The sequence below is a fragment of the Chitinophaga cymbidii genome (assembly GCF_007992715.1).
In the GTDB taxonomy this organism is placed as follows: Bacteria; Bacteroidota; Bacteroidia; order Chitinophagales; family Chitinophagaceae; genus Chitinophaga; species Chitinophaga cymbidii.
The window spans coordinates 531,828-556,262 of sequence record NZ_BKAU01000004.1 but is presented as its reverse complement, the minus strand read 5'-3'; the positions used below and the strand labels follow the sequence as shown (position 1 = coordinate 556,262).

The window sequence follows — 24,435 nt, the reverse complement described above, 5'->3', positions numbered from 1 at the left end:
TGCTAAAGGTACACAAAACGAGTATATTTATGCATGCGCTCATTACTCATTCTCCTGCTGGTATTGCAGGTACACACAGACCTCGCCGCACAACAACTTCGTGTGGCCGTTGCCGGTATAGACCACGGACATGTGGGCTGGATACTTGGCCGGAAAGACAAAACCGATATTCAGCTGGCCGGCGTGTACAGCGCCGACACGGCACTGGCTAAACGTTATGCCAAACGTTACGGTTTTTCAGAAGACATCATTTATTCCAACCTCGGCAAAATGCTGGATGCAGTGAAACCGCAGGCCGTACTGGCTTTCGGCTCTATACACAGCCACCTTGCGGTGGTGGAAGCCTGCGCTCCGCGCGGCATTCATGTGATGGTGGAAAAGCCGCTGGCCGTGAGTGTTGCGCATGCGCGGAAAATGGAGGCGCTGGCGAAGCAGCACAACATCCATTTGCTTACCAACTATGAAACCAGCTGGTACCCCTCCGTGGCCAGATCCTTCCAGCTGGTGCAGGACAGCAATTACGTGGGGCAGGTACGCAAAGTGGTGATCCACGACGGCCACCAGGGCCCCAAAGAGATCGGCTGCAGCCCGGAGTTCCTGGCCTGGCTTACAGATCCGGTGCTGAACGGCGGCGGCGCGCTCGTCGATTTCGGATGTTACGGCGCCAACCTGATGACGCACCTGATGAAAGGCGAAAAGCCCATCGCCGTTACCGCGGTAACAAGGCACTACAAGCCTTCCGTTTATCCGAAAGTAGAAGACGACGCGACCATCATCGTGGATTACCCCGAAGCCCAGTGCATCATCCAGGCTTCGTGGAACTGGCCGTTTAACCGCAAAGACATGGAGATCTATGGCGACAAAGGCTATGTGATGGCGCCGGACAAGAACAACATACTGCGCCGCGATCCCTCCGGCACAGTAGCGGAGAAAGTAACGGCAACGGATATACCGGTATATGAAGATCCTTTTCTTTATCTCGCGGACGTAGTGAACGGGAAGCAGAACCCGGAAACGGGACTGTACGCCCTGCAGAACAACCTGCTGGTGGTGCGGATACTGGAAGCCGCGAAAGAGTCCGCCCGTACAGGGAAAAAAGTGAAGCTATGAGAAGCGCCGGATGTAAGAAACATCCGGCCACATTATATGATGATAGACTAGACAACTGGACTTTGCTATACTGTAGACCACATCCGCGCCAGTTTAAACGGATGTGTTTGATGTATGGAAAATTTTCTTCTCCATCTCTCTTCTGTATGGTGCGGCTGCCTGCGCTCCCCACCTGGTGACGGCGATCGCGGCGGCTTTCGCTGCAAAAACGGCTGCTTCACGCAGGTTTTTCTGTTCGGCCAGCGCTACTGCCAGCGCGGCATTGAATACATCTCCTGCCGCGGTGGTATCCACCGCTTCCACGGGAACGGGCGGAATAACATGCAGTTGATCGCCGTGCAGCGCCAATGCACCCTGCTCCCCTAACGTCATCACCACCGCTTTCACGCCTTTGCGGCAGATGATCTCCGCCGCTTCCACAGCGCTTTCCATACTGGTAACGGCGATGCCGGAAAGCTGTGAGGCCGCCGCCCTGTTGGGCGTGAATACGGTTACGTATTGCAGCAGCTCCTCGCTGCAGGCATATGCCGGCGCGGGGTCCAGCATCACGGGAACGTGCCGGCCGGCCGCTATCTTCGCGGCCTGCAGCACGGTTTCTTCAGGAATATCCATTTGCAGTAACAGGTAATCTGACTGACCGATCTGCGCGGCGGCGGGCAGCAGCTCTTCGGGCGAAAAGGCGCTGTTGGCGCCCGGCGCGATGGTCATGCTGCTGCGGGCATCCGCATCCACCGTAACAAAAGCCACACCTGAAGCCAGGCGCTGGTCAGAGAGGATAAAATCGGTGTTGATGCCTTCTTCCATCAATTGCTGGATGGCCTGCCGGCCAAAGAGATCGTTGCCGATCCTGGACAGGAAAGTCACCGCGGCGCCGAGACGCGCGGCGGTCACCGCCTGGTTGGCGCCCTTGCCGCCCGGCGTCGTGAAAAACTGATCGCCCATGACCATTCCGCCGGGAACGGGATGGTGGTGGGCCCGGATCACCATGTTGGTAGCCGAGCTGCCTGCAACAGTGATCCGGGGCCTGAGGGTTTGTTTAGTTTGGATGAATGTGCTCTTCATAAACAGCATTTAGGGTGTTTTCAACAGGCGCCATTCCGCCATCTGGAACGTGGTGCCCTTCCTGAGGGCAGTAATGTACAAACGGTAATATTTATACGGCGTTTTATCAGGGAAATAATATTTCATGGTCTGGAAACGCGATCCGAAAAACTGTTCCGTTTGCTGATCCAGTATCACCCAGTCCACATCATTATTCGAACCTTCTATTCTCCATGCTTTGGGATCTCTGTCTATCGCGTCATTGGCGGAAGTCATGGTGTAAGCGCCGGAGCTTGTGGGCTCGGCGAACTCCAGCTTCATCCAGGAGGATGAGAAGCTGCCCAGCAGGAATTTGGTATTTGAATTGTTGTCGATCAGCTTGGGTGAATTCTCGTTGGTGTTGCCATTCTCATGCTGTGTGGTATAGCGTATATTCGTATTCGTTATATCCACTTCTATCAGCTTGTTCGGATCAAGCACCATCACCAGCGTTTTCTTTGCCTCGTCTATAAGGTGCTTTGTAGGATCGCTGATCGTCAGCGCCACCACCGGTTTACGGGTGACGTTATTTTTCAGCGAGGCCGTTTTTACCCGCAGGTTGAACTTCGCGGTATTCGTAAATGCGTCGAATGAAGCATTTTCCGGCAAGGTAAAGTCATCGTCCTTTCTCAACAGCACCCCATCTGTAATGGTGCCGTCGTCGATCAGCTGCTGCGCGGTGTCCGCCGCTTCACTGACACTCAGGGTAAAAGCCCCACCGGCTACACCACCGAGCGAGAGGCTGATGGGGAGCACTACTTCCACCTCACCGAGCGTATGATCGTCGGAAGACGGCAACGTCAGTATGTTACCGGCTTCCGTAAAGGAAAGATAATGAAGGTCGTCTTCACTGATCAGCTCGGAAGTTTTGATCACCACAATAGCCATCTTCCCCGTGGGCGATAATATATTCTGCTTGGTAACATTATCCAGCCGCACCGCCAGTGCGAGGTCCTTGCCGAAATGCTTTTCTACCGCCTGCATGTTCACTTCCAGCATTACCGGCAGCGAATCCAGGCCAAAGCGGATATCCGCGCCCTTGGGCAGCTCGTAATAGGATTCATCCAGCAACACCGTATTTGGCAATGCCTGCTCATCTATCAGCTGCTGGATGGTATCATTGTCCACACTGATGTTCAGCGAGAAATATTTCGGTGCGGAAGCCGACATCACGATATTCAGCGGAATGCTGAGCTTGTCCGTCGTCAGGATGTAGTTGTTCTCATCCGGAACGTTGATCTTGCCCGCCGTGCTGGCGAAAGACACGTTCACGGGGCCCATTGCCTCATCCTGGAATTTTTTATCTTTTTCACAGGCAACGAATATGGCCGCAAAAAGTAGGATCAGCCTGATGTTCATATGGAACGGTTTGTAAGTCAGAAAATTCATTTTTTCAAATGCCGGTATAGGAGGTCACCCATACACGTCCGTCCAGCTTCCACCGCGTGTCCGCCGGTATCTGCAACCAGTTCATCACCTGCCGCACAACATCTATCGGCTGGGGCACCAGTTGTGAAAGGTTGGTGGCGGACGTGGGGCACATCAGATCGCTGAAGTCTTCCCACACATAACCTCCCTTGATCTGGAAATCGTGCCGCGAGTCGCTCTGGTCTTTGAATACGCCACCGAAACCGTCTTTACAGGTCCAGTAACCGATCAGGTAATCCCGGTACGGGTGGGAAGACGGCAACTCGGGACTGCATACGTAGTTAGCCACCACACTGTCCGGCAACGCGGCGCGCCAGAACTTCACTTCCGTGATATAGGCGTTCAGCCACCGCTGGTTGTCCGTTACGTTCCCCGGCATAAAGCCAAGCGTCAGCGGCGCGTCCGTATCAAAGCTGCCGTATTGGGTGATATCCATTTCACGGTTGAAAGCACCGTCCGTATACAGGCGGATAAAACGTTTGTTATCGCGGTTCAGGAAAACGGTGGTGAGGTCGTGCCAGCGGCCATCCGCGATATTGGCGGCGGTAGCCATGTTGAAGCCTTTTCCGTTCTGTCCGAAGTGTACGCCCCATCCGTTCCCTTCCAGTGAAATGTTCCAGCCGGTGTTGTTCCACCAGTCGAGGGACATGTTGTTGCCCATCACGGAAGGATAGGTATAGGAGAAATCGCCGTAGGGCGTGCGGTTTTTCTTGAGTTTCAGCGAGATGGTCACCTCATTGGTATCCGCCAGGTTGTAGTCTTCACGGCCTTCTTCGATGGTAGCGAATACAGCATTGGAAGCATTATCGCCATAAAGGCGCACGGCCTTGCCGGAATAACGGTTACCCGTATACGGCCGGTCGATGAAATTAGGCGTATACCGCGGGGAATAAAAGAAAGTGAAGGTGTTCACTTTGGTATTGCTGAGAATGGTGCCATCATCCTCGCCCGGGTCTATCTGGAAGGGCCCGCCTTTGCCGGAGGTCACCACTACCAGCCAGTCTTCCTGCTCATAGGTGGCGCGGGCCTTCAATGCGGTCATAATGCTGCCGATCTGCTGGTCTGCTTTCAGGATGGCCGCTTTGTATTCCGGGTGGCTGATGTCGTAGCCGTACGTGTTGCCGGCAATCGCCACGCCGCTGAACTGGCCGAACACAAGCCCGGCCGTATCGATCTTCAGTTCGTCCAGCAGGCTGCTCACCATCGCTTCGTCGTTGTTCCCGAATGTCTCGTTCACGTCCGCGCCGGTGATGAGCATGGTGCCGAGGGAATCCGCGGAGCTGTACGCCCCGATGCGGAATGAGGGGTCCCGTTCCTTGATATGGGAAAAGAATACGGGATATTCCTGCAGGCGGTTACCGGAAAAATCCTTGTTCGTAACGCGGTGTTTTTCCTTGCGCACGCCCGTCAGCAGGTCTGCCCAGGCGGTTGCGTTTATACTGAGCGTATCGCTGATGCTGTGCCAGGAATAGATCGCGTGGTCCTGCATCGACTGCAGGGTCGGCGCTTTCGCGTCGCGGACGGATTCCCCGCGCGCACCGTCCACCACCAGCATCAGCACCTTGGGCGTTCTGCTGGTGACGCCGGTCGTATCTTCATATTCCCTTGGTTCTATCAGCCGGTCAAATCCTTTGTTGCAGGCGATCACTGCAAGACCTGCCAGTATCAGCGCTATCCATAACTTGCTGTTCATGAGCTGTGATTTTTATTCTTTTAATAACAACCGGATGATGTTGCCGGCATCTTTTTCATTGAACCTGTAAAAGCTGCCGAGCAGCAATGCCTGCGTTTGACCGGAAGAGTTCTTCGTTTCAAATACTTTCGACAGCGATCCCTCGAAATCACCGACGTTGTTGTAGCCGGTAGCCAGCGTACCGTCGGGATTCAGGATCATCAGCCCTGTGCGGTGAACGGGACCATAATTGCGGAAGTAACCGTTCACTACAATGAGGCCGTTGTTCAGCTGCTGCGCATGAAAATAGCTGTCGTTGTTGCCCATCGGCAGCGGCTGGAAGGTTGGATCTACCGTACCGTCCTTGTTCAGCAGCACCAGGCCGTTGTAGTCCTGTCCGTTGAATTTGCGGAAGTTGCCGGCCAGGATGTATTTCTGCGTAACCGCGTTGTAGCGGATGCTGCCGATGCCATTGTCCGCGCCCAGTCCACCGAAGCCCGCATCCAGACTACCATCTGTATTGAGCCGCGCGATGAAAGGCGCATCCTGCCCGTTGTATCTTGTAAAGCGGCCTACGATGATCAGCTTGCCGTCGTCCTGCATGAATGCGTCGAAGATAGGGCCGTTGGCGCCGTCGAAGCTGCGGTGGCGGGCCAGGTCGTAGTTGAAGGAAGAGTCCAGCGATCCGTCCGGGTAAAAGCGGATCAGCTGGCGTACCATCGTACTGTCCGTGATCAGCGAGTCACGCTCCATCAGGTAATCTGATTTGTCGTAAACATATTGCAGGTAGTAGTTGAACCCTCCTACCGCGGTGATCATGTTGTTATGCACGAATACCTTGTCTATGCCGCCGTCCGTACCGCCGTTGAAAGCAGGCAGCGTGTCCTGCTTGGTGAAAGTGTTCACCGTAGCGGTATCCAGCGAGCCGTTGTTGTTCAGCACGGTGATGTTGCGCATTTCCGCCTGGTGAATATCGTATGATGAAAATCCGCCGGCGATCACCAGCTTGCCATTAGGCAGCACGGCGATGGAGGAAAGCCCGCCGTCCGCGCCTTTGCCGGACAGCAGCGTACGGTCTACTTCACCGTCACGGGAAGTAAGCACGATGCGGTTCAGCGGCTTCACCACGCCTTTGCGGTCGAAGTCCGAGAAATAGCCTGTGAATAAAAGACGCCCGTCCGGGTACTGGTACACATCGGAGATCCGGTTGTTGGAGCCGGTGACCACTTTAAAGTTGGGGTCTACTTCGAGCTTGCCTTTCACGGAGAAAACGGGGCCGAAGAAGATCTGATCGCCGATGGTGATGGAGGAAACGCCGGTGCTGGCCGTTGCCGGAACTTTCACCTGGATGCCGGCGGAGTCTACAGATACGATCTCACCGGCTTCGCTGTTGAAGTTGAAGCTGATCGAATCCTTGTGCGGCACGAGGCCGGTAGCTTTGAAGCGGATCACCGTGCCGGGCGCTCCATCTCCGGGCGTGGGCGGATCGGTGCTGAGCTGCACGCCCAGCGGCTTGCGTCCGCCTGCATAGGGGTCCGGGAATGTTTTATTGTCCTTCTTGCAGGCCATGAACACGCCAAAGGCGAGCAAGGCCAGGCCGGTATATTTCGTTAGTTTCATGTTCGTGGTTCTGTTTTTATCAATCATCGGAATCCATTATCACCTGCATGTCTGCGAGGAATTTGCTGTAGTCCCATCCGAAATAGTTATGATCGTCCCGCAATACATGCACCGCGCCGTTGTAGGTGAGGATGTTGCTGGATGCCACATCTGTGCGGAACCAGTTATCGAGCGGCCTGGCGGGGTTCGGGATGTAGGCGATGGACAGCTGGCGGTAGCCTACATATTTTACGCCGTTATCATCGTTATAGATCACGCCGATGTTCATGGCCGTGCCGTTCCAGGAAAGATAACCTTGCCCGGGATAGATGGAGCGGAGGTTGTAATCGATCTGCGGATAATCCTTGAGCTGGTTGGCGCCGCGGAACATGTAGGTCTGCAGGTACTGGCTCCAGATGACCGCGGGCACGTCTTCGAGGTTCACGATGGTATCATAGCCGAGCGTATAGAGGTTCTGGTTCAGCCGTTTTACCAGCCGGCCGATGCTGCGGTCCGTTGGTGAAAAGAAGGTGAGCGTATCTTCGCGGAACACTTCTTCCATGCCGGCCAGCCGCACCACGGCCGCCACACTGTCAAAGTGGAAAGGCACCGCATCCAGGTAATCCATGGTGCTGCCTTTAAAATTGGGGTCGTGCACGCCGGAGTCCCTGTAATACTCATCTTTCTTACAGGCGCTCATCCACACCAGGATGCCGAGTAAAACAGTTAAAACAGGTAGCCTGTTGATCTGCTGCATAAAATATGTTTTATCGTAACCAATAATTATTCAGTTGCATGTACGGGTTGTTATCCAGCACGGAAGGGCTGAGCGGCCAGGTCCATCCGCCGTTCTCGAATTGCGCCTGGGTAAGCGGGTAATAACACCATTGCGCGTTCATCACCCTGCCGGTGCGCACCAAATCGAAATAATAATGTCCTTCCATCATCAGCTCCTTCACCCTTTCGGTAAAGATGGCTTCTTTCAGGGCCGGCCCGCCGCCGCCCTGGTACAGCGTCGTTCTTGCGCGGCCGCGCACCAGGTTCAGCAAACGGGTGGCTTCCCCGTCCTGGGTACCCAGTTCCGCCAGCGCTTCGGCATATATCAGCAGGGAACCGGCGTATCGCAGCACGATCAGGTCGTTGTCCACGTTCACGTCCGCGTTGCCCTGTTCGTGCAGACTGTTATATTTCAGGAAGAGGAAAGTGCCGTCGTTCGCGTACATCTGCGCATCGAACCACATTTCGGTACGGGCGTCCGGTACGCCGGAGGGATACAGGCGGCGCAGGTGCTCGGAGCGGATGAACGTAAAGCTGTACTGGTGGTTGTGCGCCGGGCGCTTGTATGGCCAGTGTGTTACGAACTCGGAGAGGTCGTTCCATTTATCGCCCAGCGTTTCGCCGTAGTTGGAATTGATCACGATGTCAAAAAGGCTTTCTTCCGAACGGCCTTTGAAGATGGTGAAAGATTCCTCGATGGGCAGCAGCCGGTATGATTCGCTTTCTTCCAGCTCCTTTCCGGCGGCGGCCGTTTGCTCGTAATATTTCCTTGCATTGGCCTTATCGAAACCGGCGTTCCACATGGCCAGCTCCATGATCAGGGCCAGCGCCGCTCCCCTGCTGGCGCGCGCGCCGCGGTAGGCGGGGTCGGTGAAGGTCCAGGGCAGGTCGTTCTTGGTGTTGTTCAGCTCTTCGATGCAATTATTCACCACTACCGTCATCTTTTCGCGGGGCAGCGGCGTTTCATGATAGGCGTCCGTGAAATAAGGCACATCGCCCCAGAGCCTGACCATGATGAAGTACGTAAGGCAACGCATGAACACCGCTTCCGCCTGGTATTTGCGCACATCGTCGGCGGACAGGCCGGCGATCTGCCTGCGCGTCAGCTCATAATGAAGGATGTTGCTGGCCTGGATGATGCGGTAAAAAGGTTTCCATTCCGTGAAGCGGCGTAAGTTGAAGATATTCCAGAAATCCTTGCCGGAGGGGGTGTTCACCACATTCATCAGGTCGTTCTGCGCAATAACGCCAACGAATGAACGATCGTTCCCGTCGTTCTTCTGGGGAGATTCGCCCATCATGCCCGCGCGTAACTCGCCGGCGGCGGAGAACAACGGAAATGCGCCGGTAGCATCCCGGAACAGGCCGTAAATGTCCCAGGCATTCTGCTCCACATCTTCCGGCGTCTGGAAGAATGCGTTGCCGGACAAGCGGTCCAGCGGCTTCACGTCCAGGAACTTCTTGCACCCGTAATGCGTGGTCAGCGTGAGCAGTGCCGTGATATATATTATCCTGCGAAACATATTCAATGCTTTTATGATTAAAATTCTACGTTCAAACCAACATTATAAGAACGCGGTATCGGGTAACCGCCGGACTGGTCGCGGCCGAGCGCGGACACGTTCTCGGGGTTCGGGCCGCTGTAGCTGGAAAACGTGGCTACGTTGTTGCTGGAAAGGTAAACACGTACCGAATTCAGGCCGTAGCGCTGCGTGAACGTTCTGTCCAGCAGGTAAGCCAGCGAGATGGTGTTGATCTTGAAATAAGACCCGTCTTCCTGTATCAGCGTCTGATCGTAGCGGTAGGGCCTGATCTGCGAGTAACGCACGTAATCGAACGGATTCGGGTATGCAGCGCTGCTGCCCTGCCCTTTCCAGTAATTCACGGTATTGAAATCCACGATCGCCTTCGGGTCGTACGGATTGCCGAGGTATTGCATCCTTTGCGCCAGCGCATTGTTGAGCACATCGCGGATGGCGGTGTAGGAAGCGCTCATGTTAAAGGAAAAGCTCTTCCAGTTCAGGCTGGACTGCAAACCGCCTGTAACAAGGGGTTGCGAGTTGCCGGCCGCGATGTAATCGTTATTGGTGAGAATGTAATCGCCGTCCACATCCTGCCAGATCGGGTCGCCGGCGCGGAAGTAACTGGTGCCGCCGCCGTTGCGGTAAGGCAGGCCGGTAGCGGGATCTACAGGTACGTCCTTGTCGGACGAATACACGCCGATCGTATTGAAGAGGTAGTTGGTGAGCGAGTTGCGGCCTACGCGGTAAAGAATGTGCTGCGAGGTGTTACCGTCGAACTGCACGAGCTGCCGCGCGCCGTCAGGCAGGCTGGTGAGGATGTCTTTGTTGATAGCGCCGTTCACGGAGATGGTCCAGTTCACGGCGGCGGTGCGCGGAAGCGGGCGGAACGTGAGCATCAGCTCGTAGCCGTAGTTGATGAGCGATGTTTCGTTCGTGGTGATGAAATCAAAGCCCGTCATGTTCGACACGGATTTATTGCGCAGCAGGTTCAGCACCGTTTTGTAGTATGCGTCAAAGAGCACTTCCACGCGGCTGTTGAACAGCCCCAGCTCCATACCGAAGTTGTATTGCGTGGTGGTGGTGGGTTTCAGGTAGGTGTTGGGCAGCTGGCCGAAGTTGATGCCCAGGCGGGGATTCGCGTTGTAGGTCCCGCGCGGGTCATAGGTTCCGTAGATCGCGAAGATATCGCCCTGCGGCACGATGTTCTGCCCCCAGCTTCCGCGGATGGAGCCGTAGGTGAGCCAGGAGCTTTCCGTAAAAATGTTTTCCTTGTTGAAGTTCCAGCGGACGCCCACGGAGGGGTTTTTTGAATAGGGATCTTCAAAGCCGCTGCCGGAGGAGCCGTCCAGCCGGTAGCTCGCGTCCAGCACATACTTTTGTTTGTAGTTGTAGCTGAACGTTCCGGCAAAGGAGGCGATGTGCCCCTTGCTGTAGTTGTCCAGGAGGCCGCCGCCGCGGGAGGCCCATCCATCAAAACCCAGCGGGCCGCGGTACTGGTCGTTCGGCGTTTTCTCCTGCTGGATCAGCTGGCCCTGGAAGCCACGGTTCTGAATTTCGTTGAATAAGGCGATGTAAAAATTATGCTTCTCCTTCAGCGAGAGGAAATAGGACAACATGTTACGGTTGCTCAACGTGAACTTGCGGTCGTTGTACGCATACACCTGTGAAAAGTCGTTACGCGCCGCCGCGGGCGTGAAGCGGTCTTCGGTGTTGGACGAATAGTCGTAGCTGACGAAAGTGGCCGCGTTAAGACCGGGCACAAACTGGTAGTTGATGTCTACGCTGGTGCGCACGTTCGCTGTTTTGTTATCGTTTTCTGTGCCCAGCGCGGACAATACGGATGAAGTGCTCTGGTAGAACGAAGGGCCGGGCAGCAGCGACGATGCGTTGGCATTGCTGGAAACCCCGTTCTGGATAAGGCCGTTACCGTCCCCCTTGTTCCTTTTGCCAACCTGCGTGGAAAGCGTGGTCAGCACGCGGAGCTTGGGCGTAGGCTGATACAGCATATTGGTGTTGATGGAATAACGGTCGAAGCCGGTATTGCGGATCACGCCATTCTCGTGGTAATAACCGAGGTCTACTTTGTAGTTGAACTTGGGATCGCCGCCGCTGATGTTGGCGTTGTGCGACTGGTTATAGGTGGTGCGGTAGAAGATGTCCTGCCAGTTGGTGGAGTTGTTGTAGTAAGGGTTCAGGCTGTCCGCCAGGAAAGGCGTGGCGGAAATGCGGTAGATATCGTCCAGGTTCTTGCTGTTGTAGATCTGGTTGATGCGCAGCCGTCTCTCTTCCACCCCGCCGATGGTCTCCCGCAGCTTCGGTGGCGTATTCACGAAGAAGTTGCCGGTGTAGCGCACACGCGGCACGGCGGAGCTGCCGCGGCGGGTGGTGATGAGGATCACCCCGTAGGCCGCTCTTGAACCGTATAGGGCCGTTGCCTGCGCATCTTTCAATATCTCCATGCTCTCGATGTCTTCCTGCGGGATGAGCGAGAGAGGGCTTACACCGGGTCCGACGGACTGGTAACCGTATTCAAAGTTGGCATCCGCCTCAATGGGCACCCCGTCGATCACGTACAGCGGAGAGGTCGGCGACAGGAAAGCGTCGTTACCATTGCCTTTCACGTCGATGTTGGACAAACCGCGGATCTGTATCATACCGCGGCCGCCGGGGGTGCCGGTGTTGTTCTGGATGTTGAGGCCCGGCACGCGGCCCTGCAATAATTGTTCTACGTTAGACACGGGAATGTCCTGCAGGTCCTTGCCGCTGATCTTCACCGTGGAACCGGTGGAGGTTTCGCGGGTTTTACGCTGGTAGCCGATGATCACTGTTTCATTCAGCTTGTTCTCGTTCACGGACAGCCGCACGTTGATCTCTCTTTTGCTGTTAATCTTGACCTTGTAGTCGGAAAAACCGATGTAACGGAACAGCAGCGTGCCGTTCGCGGGTACCATCACAGAGAATGCGCCATTCTCATTGGTCACGCCCACCGGTTTGGGCGGCGTACCTTCCTGGATGCTCACGCCCACCAACGGCTCATTGGTTTCGGCATCCCTGATCACGCCCCTTACCTGGATCTTTGCCGGTGTCTGTGCCTGTGCAACGGCGCAGGACAATATACACAGCAATAAGCCTGCAATACCTGGAAATTTCATGAGTGTAGAGTTTATCATTAACTGTGATTGTATTTATTCGTCGCGGAACCTTGGATTATGCTGGAAGAAGAATATGATCTCCCAGTCGCCTTTCCGGTATATGGAAAAGGAAAAGTCGATGGAGCAGGTTTCGCGGATATTGCCGAAACCAACGCGGTCCCAGATGAATTTCACATATGCCTGCGAGCCGTCTCCATTCGTGTATTTCGTCCGGTAGCGAATGAGCGGGATGGGATAAGCCACATCATAACGCACTTCCGTTTTGGTGGTAACGCGGTTGAAGCCGTGCACTAAGGTATCCCAGGCCGTGCGGTTGAACCGCGCGGGGTCTATGGGCAGTGAGTCCTTGTCCATGAACTTGAAGGTGAGCGAGTTGCCGTCGCCCTTTCTGTTGAACAGCACACGCACGCTGTCGCTGCGCAATCCCAGGTTCGTTTCATCATCTGTCACGTTCTGCACGCCGGGATTGTTGTAGATCAGCTTGAACACGGAGGAATCGGAAGGATTGGGATAGTTCGCGCGCTGAAGACCGGTTACGGCGTCATATTCATAGGGCGCGTAGGGCTGTTCGCGGTAGGGCATCAGCGCCAGGTCCGTATACACGTTCTTGCCGCCGGAGTTGGAGGCTTCCACATCGAAGAGATAACCGGAATCCGGTTGCTCACGCAGGATGGAGTTGTCCGCTGCCGCCCAGAGAATGAACTCGCCGGAGTTGGGGCGGATCTCCCAGGCCGGGTGCGTTTCCACCACCCGCTTCGCATCTATCTCCGCGAGCGATTTTTCCTCGCCGGTGTAGGCCTGCTTCCATACGAGCGTCTGCACCGGCTTTCCGAGGTCCGTTGCCGGCTCGCCGGTTGTTTTGTAACGTACGTTGGTGATCTTGAACTGAATGGGCGTGCTGGAATTGTCTGTATTGAATATCTGGGAATACAGCGTGGTCCTGCCCATAACGGGACTGAACACTTTCTGGTTGTACACTGCGCGGGGGCTCAGGTAGTCCAGGTCGTCCGGCGCCCACTTCCGGCAGGCGGCCGCTGCCAGCACAAATATGATGACCGTTAGTATTTTCCTTTGCATGATCTTATTTTAAAGTTTGGCTGTTAGTTCAATGGACGGATGGTGATATCCTTTGTATCATACCCGCCGTCTTCCACAAAAAAGACCATTTCCTGCGGCCCTTTTTCCAGGTGCACGGTGGTAACGGTGGTGCCCCAGTTGCTGTAATCCCCCGTATTGGGAATGACCACTGTGCCCGTCTTGTTCTCACCGTTGAACTCTATCCTGAATTTGCGGTTGTTGTTGGGCGTGCCTGTTCTCACATAAATATTGTAGAAGCCGGTGTTCTTCACGTCCACACTGTATTTCATCCACTCACCCGTATCCATCCAGCCGATATGATATCCGCCGCCTTCATTCCTTGTCAGATCTATGTCCACGCCTTCATTGGGACGGTATTTGCCGCCGTTGTTGCCGGTGTTGTTATCATGGTATCCAATACCTTCGCCGCCGGGAATGAAATCCTCGAGGGTGATGGTGCCAGGGATCGGCAGGGGCCGGTCTTTCGGCAGGAATTTGATAAAGCGGAGATCGTAGTTGGCGAAGTCTTCGTACAGCTTCAGCACGTGCTTTCCCGCGGTCAGGTGAATGGTGGTGGTGATATCCTGGAACCGGTTGAAGCCGCCGGAGCTAGGCATGAGGAGGAAACTGCCGACAATGGGCTGGTCGTCCAGTTCCAGGTGAATGCGGCCGTTGTCGTTGGGGCTGCCGTACCGCAGCGTAAAGTAATATTCGCCGGTTTCTGTAATGTCTACCGTATATTTCAGCCATTCGTCCGCTTCCGTCCATCCTACTTTCATACCGTTCTCTTCCGCGTTGGTCACGTCTACCCATTCGGTGGGGCGCTTGCCGCCGTAGTTATCCCGGGAATGATCCTGGTATGCCACCCGGGGGCCGCCACGGTCGTACTGTTCCAGGCCGATGACGCCGGGCACGTAGAAGGGATATTCGTTATAGGGCGTTGAGTTGGTGGGGTTCATTCTGCGGATGAACTCGTCGAAACCGAACATGTGGTCCTTTTCGAGGATGTTCACAAAGCCGTTGGTGGTGCGGATATCGATGGCCATGGTGTTGGCGGAGCTCCAGCGGTTGGTGTAGATCACGCCTTTGGTATCGCTGTAGCGGATCACACCGGGACCGCCTTTCACGTGCCCTTCGGCATCGGCGTAGTTCAGCTTGCCGTGCATCAGGTAGCCGTACCGTATAGCCGGCATCGTTAGACCGTCCTGGAACAGCATGCTGTCCGCCCGGATCACGCCGCGCACAATGTAGCGGCTGACGAGTGAATCCAGCTGTTCCACCGGAACGGTACCGATGTGCATCAGCGGGCGTTCCTGGAGGTCGCGGAGCGTGTTCATATTATCAACCGCCTGTTTAAAGCTGGCATCGGCGGGCGCAAACACGGTATAGGCGCCATCCCGGAGGCTGTCGCCCAGGTTCACGCGGTCCACTGCCAGCAGGAAAGAATCATATTGATGCTGCTCTTTCAGGAAATCGTAGATGTTCCCGTCATAGCTTTTCAACTGGTTTTCATACGCATAAAAACCCTTATCTTTTTTACAGCCCAGGTAGGTCAGGAGAACGAGCAGACCAGCGAGCATTGTTATGTTGCGCATTGCTTTACTAGTTTTTATCATTGCCAATAAGGATTCTGTTTGATCAATGGGTTCTGTGTCAGTACGTCGTTCGCCACGGGCCAGTAGATGCCGCCGTTGCGGATCAGCTCGAGGAAAGCGGGATTATTCTGTTTGATCTTCTGGTAGCGGATCAGGTCGAACCAGCGCCAGCCCTCTCCCATCAGCTCCTTGCGGCGCTCGAGGAAGATGGCGTCGATGAGGTCGCCTTCGCTGGCGTCATATTTTTTGATCTTGCGCAGATCGCGGATCGTGTTCAGCAGTTCGATGGCGCTCGTTTGCTGACCGATGACGGCCAGCGCTTCCGCCTGCAGGAGCGCGATGTTTTCCAGCCGCGTAACGAGGATGCTGCTGGAATAAATGCGGAATGAGGGGTCTGTGGTGCCGCCGTCCTGTATTTCTTTTACTTTGTTGAAAATGGGCACCTGGCTGGCGAAGCTGGTGAAATAGCGTTGGGACGTGGGGGCGCCGGTAAGGGTGTCCAGGCTGAAGCGCTCGTCCTGCGGCAGGTTGAACACCGAGAGGATGGTGTCTTTCGGCACATAAATATCTGGCAGCGCTTTGTTGACCACCGGCCGGGCGAGGGTCAGCTCTTCGATGTGACCGGAGAAGGATGCGTCCACGTGGCCCCAGTCGAAGTTGAAGCCGAGGATGTGGTTGTGCTGCTTCCAGTGGAAGTAACCGCCCCTGCGGGTAAGGTCTTCAGTGCTGAGGTAGTAGCTGCCGGATTTTCCGTAGTTGTCCAGCACAAACTTTCCGTATACGGAGGCGTCTACATATTTGCCCTGCCAGGCGGCCACGTGGGCGAGCATGGCGTAAGCGGTGAGCTTGCGGGCGAGGGTACCCATCCAGCGGGCGTTGCTTTCGTTATAGTAGTTACCCAGCTGCTGGGGGTCGTTCGCACTGTACTGGTATGGCAGATCTTCGGCGGACTGCAGCATTTCCTTTTCAATGAAGGCCAGCACCGTTTCCTGCTTTTCGCGGGGTTTGCTGGTGAACACGCCATCGTGCGAAGCGGTGATCAGCGGCACGTCGCCCCATACGGTCACCAGGCAGAAGTAAGTGTAGGCACGCATGAAGCGCATCTGCGCAATGTCTACCCGCATGTTCTGGTCCGTGTATTTGGGATCGCGTTCCTTCACTTCCCCGACGTGTTCCAGGAACATGTTGGCGGCGTTGATCACGGCATAGAAACGGCGCCAGTTGGAGAGCGATTGCAGCAGCGGGTATTGCGCCCGGAGATCGCCGCGGATGATCGCCTTCAGGTCCTGCCGCTGCAGCGCCACAAAGTCGCCGTTCCGCAGCTCGCCGTACATCCAGAACGCATTGTTGTCCGCCAGCGCGGCGCGCATCAGGCCGTACACGCTGATCAGCGCCGTGCGGGTATCTTCATGGGAGTTCCAGAAGTTCTCTTCAGACACTGCGTGGGTTGAATCGATGTCCAGCAGCTTCTTGCAACCTGCCGTCAGCAGGCAGCCCAGTAAGATCGTAGATATGAATAGTTGCTTCATGTTAGAGTTCCATTTTTAAACCGATGGTATAAGTCTTCGGGATGGGCAGGCCATAACCATTGTCAAAGCCGTTGTAGTCCACCAGCTCGGGATCACCGCCGGTGTAAGGCGTGATGGTGAAAAGGTTGCTGCCGGTGCCGTAAATGGTGAGCCTGTGCAGCGCGCCGTTCTTCTTCCACCATTTTGCCTGCGTCATATCATATTGCAGCGAAAGGGTGCGCAGCTTGAGGAAGGAACCATTTTCCAGGAACAGGTCCTGGTCCGTGCGGTAAGGAATGACGGTGCTCCAGGGATTGTAAACGGGGTATTGATCGTAGTTGCCCGCTTTCGTCCAGAAGGTGATCTCCTTCACGGCGCTCATGTCTATCTTTCCTTCCCTGTTCACGAAGTCCATGCGGTTCGCCATTTCATGGTTCATGATCTTGCGGCCGAGGGTATAATAGAATGCAAAACCAAGGGTAAAGCCACGGTAGCTCACATCACTGTTGAAGCCGCCGGAGAAAACCGGCAATGCATGGCCCGTCAGTCTTTTATCATTATCATCGATCACATAATCGCCATTCTGATCCTTCCATTTCGGATCACCGGCGATCATAGGAATACCTTTGTAGTTCAGCTGTTTCTGTGAACCCGGCTCTACGGGCACATCGCCATCGCGGTTATAAATACCGTCGTTTTGCAGCAGCCAGTACTGATCGATGGAATGGCCCACCTTCAGGAGCTTTGTGCCGTTGGCCACCACCAGTTCCTGCAATCCATCCGGCAGGGCAAGCAGGGTGTTGCGGTTGTAGTTCGCGTTCACACCTGCTACCCACCGTACCTTGTAATCATCTGGCAGCATGGACATTTGCGCGGAGAGGTCAACGCCCCTATTGCGCACTTTCATGCCGTTCTTGTACTGAATATTGTAGCCATACTCCGCGGAGAAAGGAATGCCGAGCAGCATATTTTTGTCTACCCTGTCATAAAAGGCAAGGGACAGGTTGAGCCTGTTCTGTATGAAACCTGCATCCAAACCTACTTCCAGCTGATCGGTATACGGCCATTTGATACCGTAGCCGATATACCCGGAGGAATAAGCACGGCTCATGCCGGGGAAGCCGTTATAGGAAAAGCGAACGGGGTTGTTGCTGAATGAAAGGTCAGACGTGTATTGCGGGCCTTCGCCAAAGCGGTCGTCCGGCAATAATCGTCCTACCCTTCCCCAGCTGGCGTGCAGGCGCAGGCTGCTGATGCCTGCGTGGTCCGCCAGCCAGAGTTGTTTGGCGTTCAGGCCGCCGGCAAAAGTAGGCGCGAACATCCACCAGTTGTCCGGCTGCGCGCTCGAAGAACCGTCTGCCCGCAGTAACACGGAAAAGTCCAGCAGGTCCTTGTACTTGTAGGCGCCGCGGCCGTAAAAAGATAACAGGCGGTGGCGGTGCTGGTCCAGGAACATATAGGTCAGCTCGTGGCGGAAGGACTTGGTGCGGAATTTATTGTCGCCGTCCTCGGTATTGAGCAGGTTCACGCGGATCAGGTCGTTCGGGCCTTTGTAAGCGTATGCGTAGTTGTAGCGGTTGTAATCCGACTGAAACACTTCACCCGCTTCAATGGTGAGGTCATGCACCTTGTTCCACTGATGCCGGAACGTTACGGTGTTATCGAAGAACACGCGCTGGTTATAGCCGAAATAATTGGAAACATAGTTCACTGTTTCCAGCAATGTGCTGGGATAGAACAGGTCCCGCAGACCTTCGTTGTAATCGAAGCCGAAGGCGGAATTGAACTGGAACTTGTCGGAGAAACGGATGTTCATTTTGAAATATCCGTTCACTTCGTTGAGCTTGTTTTCATCGAATGACTTGGTGTATTCATTCCGGAAACGCGCGTAATAATCTTTATTCGGGGGAAGCGGGTTGCTCAGGTCCGGCATGTACTGCATTTCCGCAAAGCGGTCGCGGAGGAAAGTATTGCGGGTCCTTTCCAGGCGGGTGCCGTTGATCATGGCGGACACGGTGAAGCCGCGGATGGGCACCATGTTGATCTCGAACATGGCGTTATAGCGGTCCAGGCGGGCGCCATCCGCCGGGTTGTTCGTTTTGCGGTTGCCTACGGCAAACATGAAGTTCGCGCGTTCGGTACCGCTGGAAAGGCTGGCGTTCACACCATATACCATCCTGTTCTTAAAGTAAAGGTCAGACCAGTTGGAGGGGCCATAATATGCGTCGTTCGTGGAGTCGCGCAGGTACAGCGGATAGTTCTGCAACTGGTCTGTGTTCGCGTACTTATCGTAGAACGGCTGGCGGAAATCGTTCTCGAATTTGGCGTTCGTGGTGAATGTGGACGGCCTTTGTACCATGCCGAAATATGTATTGAAGCTGATCCTTCGTTTACCCGTTACCGGAGCTTTGGTGGTGAGGAGTATCACCCCGCCGTTGGCCGCCCTGGGGCCGTACATCGCGGCCCTTCCGAAATCCTTTATCACTTCAATGGAAGCGATATTGTCCGGGTCGATGGAAGAGAGGATGTTGGTAGCCGGCCCGATCCTGTTATAATCATATAACTGGATGTCGAAGGCAAAAGGATGGTCCATGATCATGGGGATGCCATCGAGGATGACGGTGGGCTGCGCTTCATAAATGTCGCGGCTGCTGATAATGGGAATAGCGGTGCCTCTGAGGAACATGCTCATGTTACTGCCAGGCTCTCCGCTGGGTTCCTGTACATACACGCCCGCGGCATTGCCTTTTATGAGCTGCTGCAGCGAGGAATAAGGATAAATGTTTTCGCGCTCCATTATTAAGGTGTCCGCCTTTCGGGTAACGGGCGGAGCCTTCACGGGCTTCGTGGAATCCTGCATGAGGCGGGTGCCGGTGGCCCCGGCGGCATGGGCATGGGCCAGGCAATACATCAGCAGGCACGTGATGTTGATCCGTACAAATGAACACATAAGTATATATTTTTTATAGGCAGAAAAAGCCCTGCCCGGCAGCGGTGGTTACACTGTCCAGTCCGTGGAAAAAATAAATAGTCTTGAAAAAATACCTGTTAACCTTTCGCTAGAAAATCGATTTAGCATTTGAACGTCGAAAATATACTGTAAGCCTAAATCGATTTAGCATTCAGCTTATAGTTTTTGGAGGCTCTTTCATAGCTTTTGCATACTTAGGAATTTTTTTTAGTCGGGAAATTTTAATCAGTCCATCATTTATTAAGCGATTCCAGGAAACATAACGTGTCGCAACATGCGGCTATCCTTTTACTCTGGGTTCCTGATCTGGTTGAATGTATTTTGTACGTTTATTAAGACCAAATATAGACAGGTTCATGATAATATTTTTACCATTTTTACATGTTAAGCGATAATCCCAAAAAACGTATTTATTTATAAAAAGCGCTAAATTGTCGGGGTCAACCAAATACATGAAGTGAACAAAACGGATAAACCCAAAAAACAGGCCGCCCGGCCGGGGAGCGTTCCCATGGGTTATAATTCGTTTATTTGACGCCATTATTGATCAATACATTCGTTTTACCGCTATGTCGAGAGCAGATACGCTTATCAGGCTTGTGCATACGCTCACCAAAGCCGAAAAACGTTACTTCCGGCTGTATTCATCACTACAGCAGGGCAGCAAGGACTACGTCAAACTGTTCGATCTGCTGGAGAGCAACATTTATCCGAATACCGCCGCCGCACGTGAAGCATTTTCCCATGCCTGGCCGGGCACCAGCTACGAGGTATGCAGCAAGTACCTTTACAAAGTGATCATGGACTGCCTGCTCCACCTCCGCCTGCAGCATAACCAGCAGGCGAGCCTTACGGGGCTGCTGCTGAAAACTGAGATACTGTTCGAGCGTTCCCTGCATGAAAAAGCGATGCATGAATTACAGCGCATTCAGCAATCGGCCCGCAGCAGCGAAAAACACGTGCTGCTGCTAACGGCCCTGCAGCAGGAAATGCAGGCAATGCATATGCTGGACTATGCGGAGATCAGCGAAAAGGAACTGCTGGCGAAACAAACGGTCATCAGCGGCGTGATCCGCTCCATCCGCCATAACCATCAGCATCACAATTTATATGAACTGCTGCGCCACCGCCTGCTGCATAAGGGCACCGTGCGCACCGCCCAGCAAAGCGAAGCGCTGAACGAGCTGCTGCTTCATGAGCTGGACCTGGTATCCAAAATGCCGCCGGAAACACTGGAAAGCATTAAAACGCACCTTCTCTTCCAGGCCAACTATTTCCTGATCACGGGCAACTACAACGAAGCGCTGAAGACCTTTTACGAGCTGGACAAGCTGCTGGAAAGCCATGAGAACGTGTGGGCGGATACGCCGGCGGAGCACTTGTACGTGATCGAAGGGATACTGGACAGCCTTCGTTCCACCGGGCATTACAAGGAACTGCACCTTTTCCTCTGGAAGATTCGCCGCTTCAAAAGCGAGGCGCCGTATATAGAGGTGATGGTGCAGCGCCTGCTGTTCATTTATGATACGGCGAGCTATATCGACTGCGGCGACTTTGAACATGCGCTCAGCCTGCAAAAGGAATATAAACAGTCCTTATTCCGGAACATGCACCTGCTGGATACGGGCAAGCAGGCGGAAATATATCTCTACCAGGCGCTGGTGCACCTGGGGAACGAGGATTCCAACAGCGCATACGCCAGCCTGGAACAGGTATTGCAGCATGGGGGCACGTACAGCCATCTGCCGATCTTCCGCACTTTCAAGCTCATTCACCTGCTGCTGCATTATGAAATGGGGAACTATGAATACATCCATTATGAAACGCGCGCTTTCCGCAGGCATCTGCAGGCGGATACGAAGCGTTCGCACCTGCTGGAACGAACGGTGATCCGTTTCCTGCGGCTGGGCGAGCTTTCACCGGTGATGGCGAACCGCATGGCGATGTGGAAAAAGATCAGCCAGCAATTCGACAAGATCCGGGAATCGCGGTATGAAATGCAGCTGATGAAGCTGTTCGATTTCTCCGCGTGGATAGAAGCGAAGCTGAAGAAGCAGCCGCTGCGGGAAATCCTGCAGGAGAAATACCAGCATGCGCATAACGGGTAACATTACCTGACCTCGAACACATGCGTGCCCGCGGCCACCTGTACCTCCTGCCCTGCCTGCTTCCCTTTGAGATAAGCGTTCGGTTTGTCGAAATGCACCGTGGCGGTGGAATTGGCCGGTATGGTTATCGTATAGGCGATCTTGTTACCTTTTCTTTTCCAGGAAGTGATGATCTTTCCCTGCGGGCCGTTGTGCTCGGCTTCAAAATGGTTCAGTCCCGGTACGAAGTGCGGACGCAGGACCACATTTTTGAAACCGGGCTGGCGCTCATCGGGGTAAATGCCGCCGAGGCCCTTGTAGAGCCATGCGCCGATCTCCCCGAACATGATATGGTTGCGGGAAATGTCGCGGGTAGCGTTGATATCCCAGTTCTCGTACAGCGTAGTAGCGCCGTTCACGATCCACCAGCCCCATGAAGGAAAGTCTTCCTGGCTGGCTACCCTGTAAGCGATATCCGGGTAACCGTTCTCGCTCAGTGCGTTCAGGATGGCCTTCGTGCCCAGGAGGCCGACATCCAGGTGAAAATTATCCTGCTCCACACGTTTGGCGAGATGAGCGGCCGTTTTGCTTTTCATATCTTCCGGCACAAGGCCCCAGAACAATGCAACGCTCAGCTCGGTCTGCAAACCTTTGCTGTACATGCCGGTTTGCGCATCGAGATATTTATCGTTGAAGGCTTTCTTTATTTTTTCCGCCAGCGCAGTATATTTCGTATAGTCGTCTGATTTACCCAGCAGCTTTGCTGTTTTTGCGAGGATGGTGGCATCGGTAAAATAGTAGGCGGTAGACGTGAACTCCACCGGCGATTTGGATTTCACGGGCACCCAGTCGCCAAGCCCCCAGGTGGTGAGGCCGGAAGGATAAAGATCATCGATATGGTTTACATACCTTTTGATGTTATCGTAACAGGCTGCCAGCAGGCTCGTATCGCCGTAGAAAAGATAAATATTCCAGGGTATGATGGCGATGGTGCTGGTCCAGTCCGGACCGTTGCCCCATTCGTAGCCCCATCCGCCGGTGGGGATGATGGAGGGCAGTACGCCGTTCGGCTGTTGCTCATCGCGGTGGTCGGCGAGCCATTTTTCATATACGGTGATGCCGTCGAAGCTGTACAGGCCGGTTTCCACCGCTATCTGTCCGTCGCCCGTCCATCCGTTCTTTTCACGCTGCGGGCAATCCGTCGGGTAGCCGAAGAGGTTAGAAAGATAAGCGTTATTGGTGGCGGCCCATATTTTATCGATCACCGGGTTGGAAGAGCTGATCTTCCCTACGGGCGGCACATTGCTGTGCATGAAGTAACCGGTGAGGCTTTCTTTTTTCAGTTGCACCGGTTGGCTGCTGTTTACTTCCACATATTGAAAACCTTTGTAGTTGAATTTCGGCATGAAGGTTTCCTCGCCTTTTCCACTGAGGATGAAGATATCCGTCTGGAAGGGATCTTTATCGTCCGTGGGACGGTAATGCACATCAATATTGGACAGATCGGCGCGGCCGTTCTTGTATAACTGTTCCGCATGTACGAGGCGGATAACGGTGCCGGAATCACCTTTTACGGTCAGCTGGCTTACGCCGGAAATATTCCTGCCGAGGTCGAACACGTACACGGAATCGCTGAATTTACGCATCGATTTTGCGGGAATGGCCTGCACGTTCTCCACGGGGTGCATGGCCTGCGCCACGATATTCGTGGAAGGCGCGGCACGCGGTATGGCGTTCTTCCATTTGCCGTCATTGAACGAAATGGTGTTCCATCCGGGCTGTTCCTTGCGCGCGTCATAATGTTCCGCGGTGTAGATGCTGTTAAAGATCACCGGGCCGAGCGATGTTTTCCAGTCCCTGCCGGAGGTGATGGTTTCCACGGAGCCGTCCTCATATGTCACGCGGAGATCGAGGCAGAACGTGGGTCTTGCGCGCCAGGGGGCTTTATGGAAATACCATACGGCGGTGGACTGATGGTTGTACCATCCGTTGCCGAGCATCACTCCGATGGCGTTGTTGCCCTGCTGCAGGTGTGCGGTCACATCGTAGGTCACGTATAAATTACGGCGGTCGAAGCGGGTGTACATTGGGTCCAGGCGGTGGTTACCGACTTTATCGCCATTGATATACAGTTCATAAAGTCCTCCTACGGCAATGTATGCACGTGCGGAGCGGATCTTTTTTCCTGCCTGGAATACTTTCCGGAAAAGCCCGGCGGGCTTTACGTCCACATCATTCACATCGCTTATCCACGTGCCTTTCCAGTTGCCCATTTCCATCATGCCTGTTTCAAAGCTGGAACCGGCGGAATGTTTCTTTCCATCCTTGTCCCACACTTCTACCTTCCAGTAATATTTCGTAAAGGGCTTTAGCGGCTGGCCCTGGTATATGGCGAGGTTGTCTGCGGTGTTGGTTTTGGAGGATGTCCATCCATTGTCCAGCGCGGATGAATCTTCAGCAACATATAATTGATAAGCGGTTTGCCTGGCGCCGGGGCGGTCGTCCGCTATCCGCCAGGTGAAGCGCGGATGTTTTGCGTCGATACCGATCGGACTAACGAGATGTTCACATTTCAGGTCTGCGGGATCACCGGGTGTTGCTGCATTTGCCGGAAGCGTGGAAAACCATAAGTACGTTGCCAGGAAGGCGCTGAACAATTTCATGCTAAATCGATTGAGTGATTGGTTTGTAAAATAGGCAATCTTGTAACGCGATGAATGAAAAACTTGGCAAAAGCAGGATGGTACAGGATAGTGAATGTGGATGAGAGCGGGTATAAGTTGATGGAAGGCACAGGGGTTGACGAATGCGATTGCGGGGCATGGCTTTTATAGATGACCGGTCAGCCGGATGGCA

General features: G+C 54.3%; 14 protein-coding genes. 2 read left to right on the top strand and 12 right to left on the bottom strand.

All coding sequences use genetic code 11. The features are described 5' to 3' along the window. Positions 1–33 precede the first annotated feature (33 nt). Positions 34–1,110, top strand: coding sequence for a Gfo/Idh/MocA family protein (locus CCY01nite_RS18460; RefSeq protein WP_146864895.1), 1,077 nt, complete (start codon positions 34–36; stop codon positions 1,108–1,110). A gap of 93 nt (positions 1,111–1,203) precedes the next feature. Here CCY01nite_RS18460 and rbsK read toward each other — a convergent pair whose 3' ends face one another. The 11 genes from rbsK to CCY01nite_RS18405 are packed head-to-tail and all read right to left on the bottom strand — an operon-like array spanning position 1,204 to position 19,471. After that, positions 1,204–2,172 (bottom strand): ribokinase, encoded by a 969-nt coding sequence (rbsK, locus tag CCY01nite_RS18455; protein ID WP_146864893.1) that lies wholly within the window; start codon positions 2,170–2,172, stop codon positions 1,204–1,206. A 9-nt stretch (positions 2,173–2,181) separates the two neighbouring features. Next, a complete protein-coding gene (locus tag CCY01nite_RS18450; protein ID WP_186831136.1) occupies positions 2,182–3,549 on the bottom strand; it encodes a BT_3987 domain-containing protein in 1,368 nt (455 codons plus the stop codon). 34 nt (positions 3,550–3,583) lie between these two features. Further along, positions 3,584–5,311, bottom strand: coding sequence for an alkaline phosphatase family protein (locus CCY01nite_RS18445; RefSeq protein ID WP_146864889.1), 1,728 nt, complete (start codon positions 5,309–5,311; stop codon positions 3,584–3,586). 12 nt (positions 5,312–5,323) lie between these two features. Continuing rightward, positions 5,324–6,910: a DUF5008 domain-containing protein gene (locus CCY01nite_RS18440; protein WP_186831135.1), complete on the bottom strand. Its 1,587-nt coding sequence runs from the start codon at positions 6,908–6,910 to the stop codon at positions 5,324–5,326. Positions 6,911–6,929: 19 nt separating this feature from the next. Continuing rightward, positions 6,930–7,646: a hypothetical protein gene (locus tag CCY01nite_RS18435; RefSeq protein WP_146864885.1), complete on the bottom strand. Its 717-nt coding sequence runs from the start codon at positions 7,644–7,646 to the stop codon at positions 6,930–6,932. A 10-nt stretch (positions 7,647–7,656) separates the two neighbouring features. Then, the gene (locus tag CCY01nite_RS18430) at positions 7,657–9,189 is read right to left on the bottom strand and encodes a RagB/SusD family nutrient uptake outer membrane protein (RefSeq protein ID WP_146864883.1); all 1,533 of its coding nucleotides are present in this window, start codon (positions 9,187–9,189) and stop codon (positions 7,657–7,659) included. Between the two features lie 17 nt (positions 9,190–9,206). Further along, on the bottom strand, positions 9,207–12,341 hold the full coding sequence (locus CCY01nite_RS18425) for a SusC/RagA family TonB-linked outer membrane protein (RefSeq protein ID WP_246129974.1): 3,135 nt from the start codon (positions 12,339–12,341) through the stop codon (positions 9,207–9,209). A 33-nt stretch (positions 12,342–12,374) separates the two neighbouring features. After that, entirely contained in the window at positions 12,375–13,418 is a 1,044-nt protein-coding gene (locus CCY01nite_RS18420) for a DUF5007 domain-containing protein (protein ID WP_146864879.1), read from the bottom strand. A 23-nt stretch (positions 13,419–13,441) separates the two neighbouring features. Then, positions 13,442–15,013: a carbohydrate-binding protein gene (locus CCY01nite_RS18415; protein ID WP_186831134.1), complete on the bottom strand. Its 1,572-nt coding sequence runs from the start codon at positions 15,011–15,013 to the stop codon at positions 13,442–13,444. A 17-nt stretch (positions 15,014–15,030) separates the two neighbouring features. Further along, positions 15,031–16,542: a RagB/SusD family nutrient uptake outer membrane protein gene (locus CCY01nite_RS18410; protein WP_146864875.1), complete on the bottom strand. Its 1,512-nt coding sequence runs from the start codon at positions 16,540–16,542 to the stop codon at positions 15,031–15,033. 1 nt (position 16,543) lies between these two features. Next, positions 16,544–19,471, bottom strand: a complete 2,928-nt coding sequence (locus CCY01nite_RS18405; RefSeq protein WP_146864873.1) for a SusC/RagA family TonB-linked outer membrane protein — start codon at positions 19,469–19,471, stop codon at positions 16,544–16,546. Positions 19,472–20,061: 590 nt separating this feature from the next. On the opposite strand from CCY01nite_RS18405, the gene CCY01nite_RS18400 reads away from it, so the two are divergent. Beyond that, positions 20,062–21,600 carry a BT2802 family ribose utilization protein gene (locus tag CCY01nite_RS18400; protein WP_146864871.1) on the top strand — a complete coding sequence of 513 codons (1,539 nt, stop codon included), beginning with the start codon at positions 20,062–20,064 and terminating at the stop codon, positions 21,598–21,600. Positions 21,601–21,602: 2 nt separating this feature from the next. Here CCY01nite_RS18400 and CCY01nite_RS18395 read toward each other — a convergent pair whose 3' ends face one another. Continuing rightward, a complete protein-coding gene (locus CCY01nite_RS18395; RefSeq protein ID WP_146864869.1) occupies positions 21,603–24,242 on the bottom strand; it encodes an alpha-L-rhamnosidase in 2,640 nt (879 codons plus the stop codon). Between the last annotated feature and the right edge of the window lie 193 nt (positions 24,243–24,435).